Raw genomic sequence first — 15,306 nt, forward strand, 5'->3', positions numbered from 1 at the left:
GGCTACTCCGGTTGAGCGATGTTAAGCCACTGGAACCAGCCGCGGTGCAGGACAAGCCACGCAATCAATCCGTAGCCGGCCTGGCCCGGTGTTCCCCCATTGGCTGCGAGGTCCGTCCTCCACTGCTCATGATTGAGCAAGGGGGAGAAGGTGTCAACGTAGTGGTGGTTCCGTCGTGTGGTGACATCGGCAAACGCCGTGTTCAGTTCGGCAAGCCGCTTGTTGCGGACGGGATCGAGTGTAGGAGGCGGGCCCACCACAAAGACCTCCACACTGCTGTGCGAAGCTCCGTCAAGGATGTTGGCAAGATTCAAGCGGCTGCGCGCCGTGGAAAGTCCAAACTCGAGGTCGCGCCCCGAAAGGCCGATCACCAATCGATTCTCATGACTATCGCTGAAGCGTCTGCCCGCTTCATCCTGCCACCGGGCGGCAAGGCCCTCAGTGCCTTCCATGGGGCAGGGGAGCGGGAAACTTTCCACTGCGACGGAGTCCTGGGGCGTGCGGGCCAGCACTCTTCCGAGCCAACCCAGTGCGCGGGGATCCCCCAGGCCCGCAAGCAGTTCATCTCCTACAGCTGCTATGCGCAGCTTCCTGTCTTCCACGGTTACCTCTTCACACTCGTTAGGGTCCTTGCACGGTTTCGATCATCGGCCGGTTCAGGAACCGGGTACTTGTCCCATTAAACAGAACTGCCCGGCCTAAGGCGCGCTCATCGCTCCTCAGGCCGGGCAGTTTCGCCTACTTGCGTTCGAACGCCTGCTTGATCAGGGCGTCCTGTTCAGCGGCGTGGCGCTTCATGGAACCGGCAGCAGTGGATGCCGAAGCCGGACGCGAGACGAGGCGAAGCTTGCGGTCAAGCTCCGGTGCCAGGTTCAGGCCCATGAACGGCCACGGACCCTGGTTGGCGGGCTCGTCCTGTGCCCACACGATGTCAGCGTTCGGGTATTTGGCAAGTTCGGCGTCGATTTCAGCCTTGGGCAGCGGGTACAGCTGCTCTACGCGGATGATCGCAGTCGAGGTATCCCCGGACTTCTGGCGGTTGGACAGGAGGTCGTAGTACAAGCGTCCGGAGACCAGGATGACGCGGTCCACGTTGGCAGGCTGCACGTCCGGATCGCCGATCACCGTCTTGAAGCCGCCGGTGGTGAAGTCCTCCACAGCGGAAGCGGCACCCTTGAGGCGGAGCAACTGCTTGGGCGTGAAGATGATCAACGGCTTCCGCGGACGGCTGTAAGCCTGGCGGCGCAGCAGGTGGAAATGCGAGGCGGCCGTGGTGGGGTTCGCCACGATCATGTTGTCCTCGGCGCACATCTGCAGGAAGCGCTCGATACGTGCCGAGGAGTGGTCCGGTCCCTGGCCTTCGTAGCCGTGAGGGAGCATGAGCACCAGCGAGGAGCGCTGGCCCCACTTCTGTTCAGCCGAGGATATGAACTCGTCAATGATGGTTTGCGCACCATTGACGAAGTCACCGAACTGGGCCTCCCAGAGGACCAGGGCATCCGGGCGCTCCACTGAGTAGCCGTATTCGAAGCCCATGGCTGCGTATTCGGACAACAGGGAGTCGTAGATCCACAACTTGGCCTGGTCATCGGAAAGGTTGCCCAACGGCAGCCATTCGTTGCCGTTGGCGCGGTCGTGGAACACGGCGTGGCGCTGGACGAACGTTCCGCGCCGGGAGTCCTGGCCTGCAAGGCGTACGGGAACGCCTTCCATGATCAGTGAACCAAAAGCTGCGATTTCGCCGAAGCCCCAGTCGATGCCGCCCTCACGGGACATCTGCTCGCGCTTCTCCAGAAGCTGCTTGAGCTTGGAGTGGACGGTGAAGCCTTCCGGAATCTCCAGGTGCGCTTTGCCGATCCGGGCAAGGGTCTCCACGGAAATTGCCGTTGAGGCAGGGGAATTGGTGCCGAAGTCGGACTGCTGGGCAATGGGACGCTCGATGTCCGAGACAGCCGCGGAGTCAGCGGTGATGATCGGGATCGGCGACGTCTGAGCAGCATGGGTCTCGGCGAAGACGCGCTCAAGGCGCTCCTGGTAGTCGCGGAGCAGCTGCTCGGCTTCTTCCTCGGTGATGTCGCCACGGCCGATGAGCGATTCGGTGTACAGCTTGCGAACGGAGCGCTTGGCTTCGATCAGGTTGTACATGAGCGGCTGGGTCATCGAGGGGTCGTCGCCTTCGTTGTGGCCGCGACGGCGGTAGCAGACCATGTCGATGACCACGTCCTTGTGGAAACGCTGGCGGAACTCGTAGGCGAGCTGTGCAACGCGCACCACTGCCTCGGGGTCGTCGCCGTTCACGTGGAACACAGGGGCCTGGATCATCTTGGCAACGTCAGTGGAGTACGTGGACGAACGCGAGGACGACGGAGCAGTGGTGAAGCCAACCTGGTTGTTGACGATCACGTGGATGGTACCGCCGGTGCGGTAACCGCGCAGCTGCGAGAGGTTGAGGGTTTCAGCCACAACACCCTGCCCTGCGAAGGCTGCGTCACCGTGAACCATGATGGGCAGGACCGGGAAGGATTCGCCCTGGTCCAGGCGATCCTGCTTGGCGCGCACGATGCCCTCCAACACGGAGTCAACTGCCTCAAGGTGGGACGGGTTGGCGGCGAGGTAGACCTTGGTTTGCTTGCCGTTGTCCGACGTGAAGGTGCCTTCGGTGCCGAGGTGGTACTTGACGTCGCCGGATCCCTGGACCGAGCGGGGGTCCTGGGTGCCCTCGAATTCGCGGAAGACCTGTGCGTAAGTTTTGCCCGCGATGTTAGTCAGCACGTTCAGGCGGCCGCGGTGGGCCATGCCGATGGCAACCTCGTCCAAGCCGTCGTCGGCAGCATCTGAAATCACGGCGTCGAGCAGCGGAATCAGCGACTCGCCACCCTCAAGGGAGAAGCGCTTCTGGCCCACGAACTTGGTCTGCAGGAAGGTCTCGAAAGCCTCTGCTGCGTTGAGCTTGGAGACAATACGCAGCTGCTCTTCACGGCTGGGCTTGGAGTACGGGTGCTCCAGCTGGTCCTGGAACCACTTGCGCTCGGCAGGCTCCTGGATGTGCATGTACTCAATGCCCGTGGTGCGGCAGTACGCGTCACGGAGAACGCCAAGGATGTCCCGGAACTTGAGCTGGGGCTTGCCGCCGAAGCCGCCCGTGGGCCATTCGCGGTCCAGGTCCCAGAGGGTCAGGCCATAGGTCAGGACGTCAAGGTCCGGGTGTTTGCGCTGCACGTACTCCAGGGGATCGGTGTCAGCCATCAGGTGACCGCGAACACGGTAGGAGTGGATCAGCTGCTGGATGCGGGCAACCTTGTTGATCTCGTCAGCGGGATCAACTTGGAGATCCGGGCTCCAGCGCACGGGCTCGTACGGGATGCGCAGGGCTTCGAAGATTTCGTCGTAGAAGTTCTGCGCACCGAGGAGGAGCTGGTGTACCAGTTTGAGGAACTCGCCGCTGCCGGCACCCTGGATGACGCGGTGGTCATAAGTGGAGGTCAGGGTGAGGATCTTGCTGATGGCGTTCTGGGCGATGATCTTCTCGCTCGCGCCCTGGAACTCAGCCGGGTAATCCAGGGCGCCGACCCCGATGATGGCAGCCTGGCCCTTGGAAAGGCGCGGTACCGAGTGGACGGTACCAATTCCACCGGGGTTGGTCAGGGAGACGGTGGTGCCTGCATGGTCATCAGCGGTCAGCTTGCCGTTGCGGGCGCGCTTGATGAGGTCCTCGTAGGTGTGCCAGAACTCGGCGAAGTCCATGGTCTCTGCCTTCTTGATGTTTGGAACCATCAAGAGGCGGGTGCCATCGGGCTTCGGCATGTCAATGGCGATGCCGAAGTTGACGTGCGCCGGCTGCACAGCGCTCGGCTTGCCGTCGATTTCGTCGTAGTAGACGTTCATCGAGGGGAACTGGGAGAGCGCACGGACTACCGCGTAACCGATCAGGTGGGTGAAGGACACCTTGCCGCCGCGGGCGCGGGCGAGGTTGGAGTTGATAACCACCCGGTTGTCGATGAGCAGCTTGGCAGGAACTGCCCTGACGCTCGTGGCAGTGGGCACTTCAAGGCTGGTCACCATGTTGGTGGCAATGGCTTTGGCCGGGCCGCGGAGGACGGATACGACGTCTTCCTCAGGTGCCGTGGGAGCCTTGGTGCTCTTGGGCAGCTGTGCAGGGATGGGCTGGGCCGTGGTGCCGGCGGCGGGCTTCTTTGCTCCGTCGCGGGCAACCGTGGCGGGTGCCTTCTTTGCCGGTGCGGGCGCCGCCGGTGCTGCAGGTTCCGCGGCGGGCGTCGCTGCGGGAGCGGCCGGCGCCGGTGCCGGTGCCGCTGCAGCCGGAGCTACCACGGGAAGTACTTGGGTAGGGGGATTGGCAGCCTTTGCGGCTGCGGAGGATCCGTTGGAAGAAGTGCCGTCAGCGGAAGCAAAGGACTCGAAGAGTGGCCACCACTTGGCGTCGACCGAATTCTTGTCCTGTTGGTACCGCTCGTACAGTTCGTCAACGAGCCACTCGTTTCCGCCAAATTCCTCTGGTAGACGGTGGCTGGGCTGCTCTGGCACTTGAAATACGCCTCTTCCATGAGTGTTGTTTTCCCGCTGGCCGCAGATGCTCTCCACAACGATGGGCCAGGGTCCGGGTCCCGCGAACTCAGACCCATGTCAGTCTAGTTAGGATCGTTGGTTAACTGCCAATAGTGGTGACCTAAATCATGTTGCGGCTGACTTAATGGGCATGCACTTCTTCTTCGAACCGTAGTCGGCTACAGCGAGGCGCCCCTGCCTGGCGGACTGTAGACTGAAGTTCTTATGGACAGTAAATCTAGGTGCCGGCCTGGGAGCTGTCGGGGGAGCCGACCTGGCAACTCCGCACAGCGTGCCCGTCGAGCCGGCAACACCCGTTCACATGCCCATCATGCGCCGGCGCTCACAGCCGGTGGTGCCGCAGACCATGCGTCTGCGGGACCCGACCAGCCTCCGCCGGGGCGAGTTCCCGCGCCAGGGGCGTTCTTCCCGTTGCACGTGCCCACTCTTGGAGTGATGCGCTAAGTGGAATGGATTCTTCTCCTTGCCGGCTTTGCCTTGATACTTGGCACCGGATTCTTTGTAGCAGTTGAGTTTTCCCTTGTTGCTTTGGACCAGGCAAGCGTTCAGCGAGCGGTAGATAACGGCGACCAAGCTGCCGCTCCGTTGCTGAAATGCCTCAAGTCGCTCTCGACGCAGCTCTCCAGTTGCCAACTCGGCATCACGCTGACAACTCTGTTGACAGGTTTCGTGATGGAGCCCTCTGTTGGGCAGTTGCTCGTTGGGCCCCTTGGCCTGCTGGGCCTCACTCCTGAGGTTGCGCATTCGGTCGCCCTGATCGTTGCCATGGCGTTTGCAACGCTGCTGTCGATGCTTCTGGGGGAGCTGGTCCCCAAGAACATGGCCATAGCCCTTGCATTCCCTTTGGGGAAGCGCCTGGCGCGGCCCCAGCTGATCTTCACCGCCGTTTTCAAGCCTGCCATCGTGGTGCTCAATGGTTTCTCGAACAAGGTGCTTAACCTGTTCGGCCTCGAAGCCAAGGAGGAGATTTCCGGGGCAAGGACACCTGCAGAGCTCGCATCCTTGGTGCGGCGCTCTGCCGAGCTGGGGACACTCGATGCCGGGACAGCCAACTTCGTTGCCCGTACCCTGAACTTTTCCGGGCGTACGGCGGCGGACGTCATGACTCCCCGCATCCGGATGGAGACTATCGACGCCGACCAGCCCGTCTCTGACGTCCTGGATGCCGCGCGGCGAACCGGATACTCCCGCTTCCCCGTTATTGGGGATTCCACGGACGATATCCGCGGTGTGGTTCATGTCAAGAAAGCGGTGGCGGTCCCAGCGGAGCGCCGGGCCAAGCTGGAGGCAGGCGCGATCATGACGGACGTCCTGCAAGTCCCGGAGACCATCCACTTGGACGCACTCCTTGCTGAACTGCGCGAGGGCAACCTCCAACTGGCAGTCGTGCTGGATGAATACGGCGGCACGGCAGGCATCACCACCTTGGAAGACCTTGTGGAAGAAATTGTCGGCGAAGTCTCTGATGAGCATGACAAGGTCCGGCCCGGGGTGCTGCAAAGTGCGTCCGGGGACTGGTACTTCCCGGGCTTGCTGAGGCCGGACGAAGTCTCCGAGCAGATCCCCAATCTTACCGTTCCTGATGAATCCGCTTACGAAACGGTGGGTGGGTATGTCATGAGCCAGCTGGGCCGTATTGCCAGGACAGGCGATGTAGTGGACACCGTGGGCGGGACGCTGACCGTTACCCGAATGGATGGACGAAGGATCGACAGGATCTGTTTCCATCACGTGGAGACGGACGAATCATCGTCCACGGACTCCGGCAGCACGCGTCACGAAGCAGGTGCCGTATGAGCGACTGGGCAGGAATCGTCTGGCTCGTGGTGCTCCTGATCGGCAATGCCTTCTTCGTTGGGGCCGAGTTTGCGGTCATGTCCGCGCGTCGCAGCCAGATTGAGCCGCTGGCTGAAGCTGGTTCCAAGCGCGCGCAAACCACTCTGCGTGCCATGGAAAACGTCTCGCTGATGCTCGCCTGTGCACAGTTGGGTATCACCGTCTGCTCGCTCCTGATTCTTCAGGTTGCTGAGCCCGCTATTCACCACTTGTTGACTGAGCCCTTGGAACTGGTTGGTGTTCCGGTTGAACTGGCAGACATCATCGCTTTTACCATCGTGTTGCTGTTGGTCACCTTCCTGCACGTAACCTTCGGCGAGATGGTGCCTAAGAACATCTCGGTTTCCGTTGCGGACAAGGCTGCCCTGCTGTTGGCGCCACCGCTGATGTTCATCGCCCGGGTGGTGAACCCGATCATCTGGACGCTGAACTGGCTGGCCAACCACATTCTTCGGTTGATGAAGATTGAACCCAAGGACGAAGTGTCCTCGTCGTTCACGCTGGAGGAAGTGCAGTCAATCGTTCAGGAGTCCACCCGCCACGGTCTGGTGGATGACGAGGCGGGCTTGCTGAGCGGCGCCTTGGAGTTCTCGGAGCATACCGCTTCGCACATCATGGTTCCCCTGGACAAATTGGTGGTGCTGAAGACAGCGTCCACCCCCGTGGACCTTGAGAAGGCTGTGAGCCGCACGGGATTCTCCCGTTTCCCGATGGTTGACGACGACGGCGAACTCGCCGGATACCTGCACGTGAAGGACATCCTGTCCATTCCCGACGAGGGCCGAAGGCACCCTATTGCCGAGGGGCGTATCCGGTCACTGGCCAACCTTTCGCCGGATGATGAGATCGAGCAGGCGATGTCCGTCATGCAACGCACAGGTTCACACTTGGCACGTGTTGTGGGGACAGGCGGTGAGACGCAGGGCGTCTTGTTCCTGGAGGACGTCATCGAGCAGTTGGTAGGTGAAATCCGCGACGCTACTCAGGCAACCGGCATTCGCCGTTACGGTGGGCAACAAGTGCAATAGCAAGGAGAACGAGAGCCCGGCGTCGGTGGATCCCCATCGGCGCCGGATCTGTCTAAACAGGAATCATTCCTATTTACAGTTACACTGGAAGCAGTCTCTAATTGTGTTTGATTCTCATTTTGATTTGATCCGAGGTCTCCGTGCGCCGTTCCGCCACCCGACTTTCCTTGACCGCTTCCGCAGCTCTTGCTGCCCTGCTGTTGTGCTCGTGCGCTGGTACAGCCCAGAGCAGTGCTATGCCTTCCTCCGGTTCCATTGAGGTGGTGACCTCTACCAATGTCTACGCCGATGTGGTCAAGGCCATCGGCGGCGACAAGGTCAACGTGAGGGCAATCATCACCAAGACAAGCCAGGATCCGCACTCCTATGAAGCCACTGCCCAGGACACGCTGCTGATCTCGAAGGCCAAGCTCGTGGTGGAGAACGGGGGTGGCTACGACGTGTTCCTCCACAAAATTGCTGAGCAGACCCAGGTAGGCCACGACAATATGATCAGCGCTGTGGAGATCTCGGGGGTCGCTCCCGAGCAAGAAGGTCGTGGCACGGAAGCCAGTGCTGGCGGGATGTTTGGCGAAGATGGGCACGCGCATGATCGCGGGGAGTTCAATGAGCATGTCTGGTACAGCCCTGACGCGATGGGCAGGCTCGCCGATGCCATTGCCGGAAAGTTGGGCCGGCTGGATACCGGATCTGCCTCAACCTTCGCTGCCAACGCTGGTTCCTTCAAAGCCAAACTCGCTGAATTGACCGGCAAGCTAGGTGACATCAAAGCCGGCAACGAGCATGCACCTGTTGCTGTGACCGAACCCGTTCCCTTATACCTCCTCGAGGCAGCAGGCCTGAAGAACAAGACGCCCCAAGCCTACAGTGCCGCCATCGAGGAGGAAACCGATGTCCCGCCCGCTGTGTTGAAGGAAACCACCGATCTCGTCAGCGCCAAATCCGTTCGGTTCCTGGCGTACAACGAACAAACCAGGGGGCCGCAGACCGAGTCCGTCAAGCGCGCCGCAGAAGCCGCGGGAGTGCCCGTTGTGGACTTTACTGAAACGCTGCCGGACGGGAAGGACTACATCCAGTGGATGACGGACAACGTGGAATCAGTCATGTCCGCACTCAAGAAGTAGGGTTTCCAACACCCTTTTGTGGTGAAGGACCTCGCGGCATCCCAAATATTCATCACGGCTGTGGGCCTTTGCTTGCCACCAGCCCGATGGCCAAGACCAGCGCCACAACAACTGCGTTCCACAGAATGCATGGATCGAAGGACAACTTTTTGACACCGGCAATTAGCCTCCGAGGGGCCGGCCTGCAGTTCGGCAAGCGGACTCTCTGGCGGGACCTGGACCTGGACATCAACCCGGGCGAGTTTTTCGCTGTCCTTGGCCCCAACGGCAGCGGTAAGACAAGCTTCCTCAAAGTTCTCCTGGGGCTGCAGGAGTTGCACTCCGGAACGGTGTCCCTGGGGGGCCACCCTGTGGAACGCGGAAGCAAACGTATTGGGTACATACCACAGCAGAAGTCGTTTGCAGCCGATACGCCCTTACGCGCTCGCGACTTGGTGGGGCTGGGGATCGATGGCCACCGCTGGTGTATGCGATTCTCAGCCGGCAAGGTCAACCAGCGAATCGATGAGCTGCTGGAGCAAGTGGGCGCGTCGGATTATGCCAAAGTGCCGGTAGGCCAGTTATCCGGCGGCGAACAACAACGCCTCAGGGTGGCGCAGGCGCTGGCCACTGAACCCCAAGTACTCCTCTGCGATGAGCCGCTGCTTTCCTTGGACCTCCATCATCAGCAAGGTGTTAGCTCGCTGATCAACAAGCAATGCCACCAGCGGAACAGCGCGGTGGTCTTCGTGACTCACGAGATCAACCCTGTTATGGATTATGTGGACCGCGTCCTTTACCTCGCCGGAGGCCAATTCCGGGTAGGGACGCCCCAGGAAGTCATGACCACGGAAGTACTTTCGGAGCTGTACAACAGCCATGTGGAGGTCATCCACACCAACGGAAGGATCGTCGTCGTCGGGCTTCCGGACGCAACCACGCACTTCCATGACGATGCCCACGCCACCGCAGGGGAGGAGTTCTAGATGGATCTTGAAAGCATCCTGCAGACCATTTTCAACTTCGAGAACTACGGTGAGTTGCTGGTCCTTGTCCAAAATTCCATCTGGGCGGGAGCTGTCCTTGGCTTGCTGGGCGGTCTGGTCGGGACGTTTGTGATGAAGCGGGATCTTGCCTTCGCTGTTCACGGCATCTCCGAACTGTCCTTCGCCGGTGCGGCGTTTGCCCTGTTGATTGGCGCCGACATCATTGTCGGTTCCCTGATCGGCTCGGTAGCCGCCGCCGTGCTTCTTGGGTTCATGGGAGTACGGGCGCGGGACAAAAACTCGATCATCGGTGTAATCATGCCGTTTGGCCTGGGCCTGGGAATTCTGTTCCTCGCCCTCTATGAGGGGCGCGCGGCTAACAAGTTCGGACTGTTGACCGGTCAGATAGTGTCTGTGGACACCGTGCAGCTACAGGTTCTGGCCGGCACGGCAGTGGTGGTCATGGCGGCATTGGTCGCGATCTGGCGCCCACTGAGTTTTGCCAGCGTTGACCCGGAGATGGCTGAGGCCCGGGGCGTTCCGGTACGAGGCCTTGCCATCGGCTTCATGGTGCTTCTTGGTGTCAGCGTGGCCCTGTCCATCCAGATAGTTGGCGCGTTGCTGGTTCTGGCTTTGTTGATTACCCCTGCAGCTGCTGCGCTGCGGGTTACCACATCGCCTCGTTTGGTGGTGCTGCTGAGTGTGCTCTTCGCAATGACGGCCACCGTAGGCGGAATTCTGCTGGCCTTGGGCAGCCGCATCCCCATCAGCCCTTACGTCACCACGCTGTCCTTCCTGATCTACGTGGTGTGCCGGGTGGTCGGCGGGGTCCGCGCCAACCGGGGCCTCAACGGCAGGGTGCCGCGTGACCAGCCAGCGGGCGCGCTCTAGGGTTTCCCGGCTGCCTTCTTGGCGGTGCATTCCGGGCACAGGCCGAAGATTTCCACTGTGTGGGCCACCTCGGTGAAGCCGTGTTCAGTAGCCGTACGCGCCGCCCAGGTTTCGACGGCGGGTGCCTCCACTTCTTCCGCCTTGCCGCAGTTGCGGCACAGCAGGTGGTGGTGGTGTCCTGTGACCGCGCATCGGCGGTATACCGCTTCGCCGTCGCCGTTTCGGAGCACATCAATGAGTCCGTCGTCAGCGAGGGACTGCAGGATACGGTAAGCGGTGGCCAAGGACACCGAGATGCCCTTGTTCTGCAGAAGCCGATACAGCTCCTGGGTGCTGACGAAGTCATCCAATTCATCCAGGGCGGCGCTGACGGCCAGGCGTTGCTTGGTGACGCGCTGCTCCTTGACACCCCTGGTGACCGGCGATTCATGGCCGGTCCTGGCGGGACTGGTGCCCTGTGGCATTGAAAGACTCACTTCCCTGGGGATGCTGGCAAACCCTGATTTTACCAGTAGGGGATCCTTGGAAACTGTGAGCGGACGGCCCTAGGCTGTCTCCATGAAGCTCACCAAGTACACCCATGCCTGTGTCCGGTTGGAGAAGGAGGGAAAGGTCCTGGTGATCGATCCCGGGACTTTCTCCGAGTCGGAGGAAGCGTTGAGGGGGAGCCACGCTGTACTTGTCACGCACGAGCATAACGACCATATTGACCGGGCGGCAGTGGCGGCAGCCCTTCAGGGCAACACCACGCTGGAGGTCTATGCGCCGGCCGGGGTAGCCGAAGCGCTGAAGGAAAACGGCGAGGTGGCTGACCGCGTCCATACTGTGGAACCGAATTCCGGCTTTGAAGCGGCAGGATTCACGATCCGGACCTTCGGTGGACAACATGCCCTCATCCATGCGCAGATCCCGGTGGTAGCCAACATCGGCTATCTGGTGGATGACAACGTCTTCCACCCCGGGGACTCGTTCGTGGTCCCTGACGGAATCAACGTGAAAACTCTCTTGGTCCCCATCCATGCCCCTTGGTCCAAGGTGGGCGAGGTAGTGGACTTTGTTATCTCCGTCCGTGCACCCAAGGCCTTTCCGGTCCACGACGGGCTGCTCAACGAAGTGGGCAGGGGGATTGTCGAAGGACATGTCACGCGGATCGGGGCCCGATACGGAACCACGTACGCCCGGTTGGTGCCCAAGGAATCCGTGGAAGTCTAGCCGGTCCACACGCCTGTGTCGTGGAAGTTTTCGAGTACTGCTTCATGCGGTGCCGGGTCCAGACCGTGCGCGGCCAGCCAGCCGGCGTCGTTGTAGCTGCCCGCATAGCGGTCGCCGGCGTCGCACATCAGCGAAACGATGCTGCCCTTGCGGCCCTCAGCCACCATCCCGGCCACCAACTGCCACACGCCCCACAGGTTGGTCCCGGTGGAGGGCCCTGCATGCAGGCCGGTGAGTTTTCGGAGGTGCCTCATGGCGGCGACGGATGCGGCGTCGGGCACTTGGATCATATGGTCGATGACGGCCGGCACGAAGCTGGGTTCAGACCGGGGCCGGCCAATTCCCTCGATCCTGGACGGAAGGCCCGTGGCTGCGGCTGCGTCGCCATCGCGCCACGCCGGGTAGAAGGCCGAGTTTTCGGGGTCCACCACGGCCAGGCGGGTTGTGTAGCGGTTGTACCGCAGGTAGCGGCCAATGGTGGCACTGGTGCCCCCGGTGCCTGCACCCACAACGATCCATTCCGGAACCGGGTGCTCTTCCAAGGCGAGCTGGTCGAAAATCGACTCTGCGATGTTGTTGTTACCCCGCCAGTCCGTTGCGCGCTCGGCAAACGTGAATTGGTCCATGTAGTAGCCGCCGGACGTTTTGGCAGTCTCATCGGCCACCGCATAGACCTCCGAAGCGTGGTCCACCAGAAGGCACGCGCCACCAAACTCCTCGATCAGGGTGATTTTCTCCGGGCTGGTGGTCTTTGTCATGACGGCGATGAAGGGCAGTCCGATGAGGCGGGCAAAGTACGCCTCGGATACGGCGGTGCTGCCGCTGGAGGCTTCCACGATGGTGGTGCCTTCGGTGATCCAGCCGTTGACCAAGCCATACAGGAACAAGGATCGAGCCAAACGATGCTTGAGGCTGCCGGACCTGTGGGTGGATTCGTCCTTCAGGTACAACTGGACTCCCCAGTGCTCCGGAAGCGGGACTGCGTAAAGGTGCGTGTCAGCGGAGCGGTTGTTCTCTGCCTCGATCTTACGGATGGCCTCGTTGGCCCATGCCCTGTCCTGAATACACGAATTGCTCACCGGATAAGCCTAGGCTGGAATGCAGGCACCGGCAGCAACCAACCTGCGCAGGAACACCAGTCGCCAAAACGAAGGAGACCCTTTGGCCACGTTGATAAGTGCGTCAGAACTGCACCAGCAACTCGAAACAGGCCAGCGGACCGTTCTCCTCGACGTTCGTTGGGTCTTGGGACGCACTGACGGGCACCTTGAATATCTGAGCGCCCACCTTCCAGGGGCCGTCTACGTGGACCTGCCCACGGAGCTTGCTGACCACGCGCAGCCCGGGCTCGGCCGCCATCCGCTACCAGCCCGGGATCGCTTTCAGGAGTCCGCGCGAAAGTGGGGCATCAACGACGGCGACACCGTGGTGGCGTACGACAACAGCGGCAGCATGGCCGCGGCACGTGTTTGGTGGATGCTGCGGAATGCGGGCTTTGACGCTGTGTACCTGCTCGACGGCGGCTTGGCTTCCTGGCGTGCGGCCGGGTACCCCGTTGAAACCGGCGAGGCGAGTCCCGCCGTCGGAAATGTCACTTTGGATGAGGGCCTCATGCCGGCGATCACCGAGCAGGAAGCGGCACAGTGGCACCGCAAGGGTGTGTTGTTGGATGCCCGTGCGGGGGAGAGGTACGCCGGTGAAGTGGAACCGATTGATCCCAGGGCCGGGCACATCCCGGGCGCGGTGAGTGCACCGACTACAGGAAACATCACAACCGACGGCATGTTCCTTGCGGTGGAGGAGTTGCGGAGGCGTTTCGAGGCGTTGGGCCTGGATAAGTCGTCAAAGGTGGCTGTCTATTGCGGGTCCGGCGTAACCGCTTCCCATGAGATCGCTGCTTTGGAGATCGCGGGCTACCGGGCGGCGCTGTATCCGGGCTCGTTCTCGCAATGGTCGAACAATGCTGCGAATGACGTTGCCGTGGGCAGCGCGCCGTTTGAACAGCAATCCGGCGGCCCAAGTGGCACAAGCACGCTGCCCGGGAGTAGCGTCGGAGCATGACTCCCGGACGTCCTGTGCCCCCGCCCCTCGCAAAACCCGTCACCCTGGATACCAGTGGGGACCGGTCAGGAACGCTGGTCGCAGCGTACGGTGCCACGTCCCCGGACAGCGGGCTGGTGCCGCTGACTATTGCGCGCCGCAGCCCCACCGCGGACGACGTCGAAATAGCGATTGAATTCTGTGGTTTGTGCCACTCTGATGTCCATGCGACACGCGGTGAATGGAGGACGCCTCCCTACCCTCTGGTTCCTGGCCACGAAATCGTGGGCCGTGTGACACGTGTTGGTGCCGGGGTGCAGGACTTCGCCCCCGGCGACCACGTGGGTGTCGGATGCCTGGTGGACTCCTGCCGCGAATGCGGGAGTTGCCTTGAAGGCCTGGAGCAGTACTGCGAACGGGGCAACATCGGTACCTACGGAGCTGCGGATCCGCGTCAGGGGGACCACATCACCCAAGGCGGGTACTCGACGTCGGTAGTGGTGGACAGGCGCTTTGTGCTGCGTATCCCGGAAGGCCTTGATACCGCAGCCGCCGCCCCGCTGCTGTGTGCTGGAATCACCACGTACTCTCCGCTGCGGTATTTCGACGTCGAAGAAGGCGACTCCGTGGGTGTGGTGGGCCTCGGTGGCCTTGGGCATATGGCCGTCAAGATCGCCAAGGCCATGGGAGCCGACGTCACCGTTTTCACCACGTCCGAATCCAAGTTCGAGGCTGCCCGCGAATTGGGCGCTGACCACGTAGTCCTTTCCAAGGATGCCGATGCCATGGAGGCCGCCAATCGGAGCATCGACGTCATCATCGATACCGTCGCAGCTCCGCACGATCTCAACCCCTACTTCCGGACCCTTCGCCTGGATGGAGCACTCTTCCAATTGGGGCTTCCCGCCGACGACATGCCCCCGGTCAGCCCCGGCCTTCTCATCCGCCGTCGGCTCGCCTATGCGGGTTCGTTGATCGGTGGCATCGAGGAAACGCAGGAAATGTTGGACTTTTGCGCCGAACACGGGGTTGTGAGCGACATCGAGATGGTGGAAGCCAGCCAACTCAATGAAGCTTATGACCGCATGGTGGCCGGGGACGTGAAATACCGTTTCGTCCTGGACACCGCAACACTTGAGCAACCATCCGAAAGGGCAGACGCATGAGCACACTGTTCACCAAGATCATCAATGGGGAGATTCCGGGCCGCTTTGTCTGGAAGGACGAGGATGTGGTGGCGTTCTTGACCATCTCGCCTATTACACAGGGGCACACCTTGGTGGTGCCGCGCGAAGAAGTGGATTCGTGGACCCAAGCGAGCCCTGAGTTGCTGGCCAAGGTCATGGACGTGGCCCAGCGCGTCGGCAGGGTGCAGGAGGATTTGTTTAACGCCAAGCGCGTAGGTGTCCTGATGGAGGGCTTCGAGGTGGACCACCTGCACGTCCACGTTTGGCCGGCCTACTCCACGGCAGACTTTGAAATCCACAACGTGGACCACAACCCGGATCCCGCGGTGATGGAGGCCACCGCGGTGAAGCTCCGTGCGGCCCTCCGGGAAGCAGGCCACGGCGACGCCGTCCCCGTGGACTGAGTTTGCATGATTTAACCCGGCGGTGCTTCCGTAGG

13 protein-coding genes are annotated in these 15,306 nt (G+C 61.5%); 9 read left to right on the forward strand and 4 right to left on the reverse strand.

Annotated features, from left to right (window positions below; translation table 11 throughout):
• Window positions 1–2 precede the first annotated feature (2 nt).
• Together ACLRGI_RS15930 and ACLRGI_RS15935 are read right to left on the reverse strand one after the other, a co-directional pair.
• Window positions 3–602, reverse strand: coding sequence for a GDSL-type esterase/lipase family protein (locus tag ACLRGI_RS15930; RefSeq protein WP_419202578.1), 600 nt, complete (start codon window positions 600–602; stop codon window positions 3–5).
• Window positions 603–738: 136 nt separating this feature from the next.
• The gene (locus ACLRGI_RS15935) at window positions 739–4,542 is read right to left on the reverse strand and encodes a multifunctional oxoglutarate decarboxylase/oxoglutarate dehydrogenase thiamine pyrophosphate-binding subunit/dihydrolipoyllysine-residue succinyltransferase subunit (protein WP_419202579.1); all 3,804 of its coding nucleotides are present in this window, start codon (window positions 4,540–4,542) and stop codon (window positions 739–741) included.
• A gap of 486 nt (window positions 4,543–5,028) precedes the next feature.
• On the opposite strand from ACLRGI_RS15935, the gene ACLRGI_RS15940 reads away from it, so the two are divergent.
• From ACLRGI_RS15940 to ACLRGI_RS15960, 5 genes are all read left to right on the forward strand, one after another.
• Window positions 5,029–6,381: a hemolysin family protein gene (locus tag ACLRGI_RS15940; RefSeq protein WP_419202580.1), complete on the forward strand. Its 1,353-nt coding sequence runs from the start codon at window positions 5,029–5,031 to the stop codon at window positions 6,379–6,381.
• Window positions 6,378–7,448, forward strand: coding sequence for a hemolysin family protein (locus ACLRGI_RS15945; RefSeq protein ID WP_419202581.1), 1,071 nt, complete (start codon window positions 6,378–6,380; stop codon window positions 7,446–7,448). The genes ACLRGI_RS15940 and ACLRGI_RS15945 overlap by 4 nt, the downstream gene beginning before the upstream one ends.
• 140 nt (window positions 7,449–7,588) lie before the next feature.
• Window positions 7,589–8,572 carry a metal ABC transporter solute-binding protein, Zn/Mn family gene (locus tag ACLRGI_RS15950; RefSeq protein ID WP_419202582.1) on the forward strand — a complete coding sequence of 328 codons (984 nt, stop codon included), beginning with the start codon at window positions 7,589–7,591 and terminating at the stop codon, window positions 8,570–8,572.
• 125 nt (window positions 8,573–8,697) lie between these two features.
• Complete coding sequence (locus ACLRGI_RS15955; protein ID WP_419202626.1) at window positions 8,698–9,537, forward strand: metal ABC transporter ATP-binding protein; 840 nt, start codon at window positions 8,698–8,700, stop codon at window positions 9,535–9,537.
• On the forward strand, window positions 9,538–10,428 hold the full coding sequence (locus ACLRGI_RS15960; RefSeq protein ID WP_419202583.1) for a metal ABC transporter permease: 891 nt from the start codon (window positions 9,538–9,540) through the stop codon (window positions 10,426–10,428). It abuts the gene before it with no gap.
• Here the strand turns inward: ACLRGI_RS15960 and ACLRGI_RS15965 are convergent.
• Entirely contained in the window at window positions 10,425–10,892 is a 468-nt protein-coding gene (locus tag ACLRGI_RS15965) for a Fur family transcriptional regulator (RefSeq protein ID WP_419202584.1), read from the reverse strand. The genes ACLRGI_RS15960 and ACLRGI_RS15965 overlap by 4 nt on opposite strands.
• 94 nt (window positions 10,893–10,986) lie before the next feature.
• Here ACLRGI_RS15965 and ACLRGI_RS15970 point away from each other — a divergent pair, with 94 nt between their 5' ends.
• Window positions 10,987–11,640: an MBL fold metallo-hydrolase gene (locus ACLRGI_RS15970; protein WP_419202585.1), complete on the forward strand. Its 654-nt coding sequence runs from the start codon at window positions 10,987–10,989 to the stop codon at window positions 11,638–11,640.
• Here the strand turns inward: ACLRGI_RS15970 and cds1 are convergent.
• A complete protein-coding gene (gene cds1, locus ACLRGI_RS15975; RefSeq protein WP_419202586.1) occupies window positions 11,637–12,719 on the reverse strand; it encodes an L-cysteine desulfhydrase Cds1 in 1,083 nt (360 codons plus the stop codon). The two genes, ACLRGI_RS15970 and cds1, sit on opposite strands and share 4 nt — an antisense overlap.
• 82 nt (window positions 12,720–12,801) lie before the next feature.
• Here cds1 and ACLRGI_RS15980 point away from each other — a divergent pair, with 82 nt between their 5' ends.
• From ACLRGI_RS15980 to ACLRGI_RS15990, 3 genes are read left to right on the forward strand one after another with little or no spacing between them, the layout of a single operon-like run.
• Window positions 12,802–13,701: a sulfurtransferase gene (locus ACLRGI_RS15980; protein ID WP_419202587.1), complete on the forward strand. Its 900-nt coding sequence runs from the start codon at window positions 12,802–12,804 to the stop codon at window positions 13,699–13,701.
• Window positions 13,698–14,846 (forward strand): NAD(P)-dependent alcohol dehydrogenase, encoded by a 1,149-nt coding sequence (locus ACLRGI_RS15985; RefSeq protein WP_419202588.1) that lies wholly within the window; start codon window positions 13,698–13,700, stop codon window positions 14,844–14,846. The genes ACLRGI_RS15980 and ACLRGI_RS15985 overlap by 4 nt, the downstream gene beginning before the upstream one ends.
• Window positions 14,843–15,271 carry an HIT family protein gene (locus tag ACLRGI_RS15990; protein WP_419202589.1) on the forward strand — a complete coding sequence of 143 codons (429 nt, stop codon included), beginning with the start codon at window positions 14,843–14,845 and terminating at the stop codon, window positions 15,269–15,271. Before ACLRGI_RS15985 ends, ACLRGI_RS15990 begins: the two co-directional genes overlap by 4 nt.
• Window positions 15,272–15,306: the final 35 nt, after the last annotated feature.

The organism is Paenarthrobacter sp. PPS72, from assembly GCF_048537125.1.
GTDB lineage: Bacteria > Actinomycetota > Actinomycetes > Actinomycetales > Micrococcaceae > Arthrobacter > Arthrobacter nitroguajacolicus_E.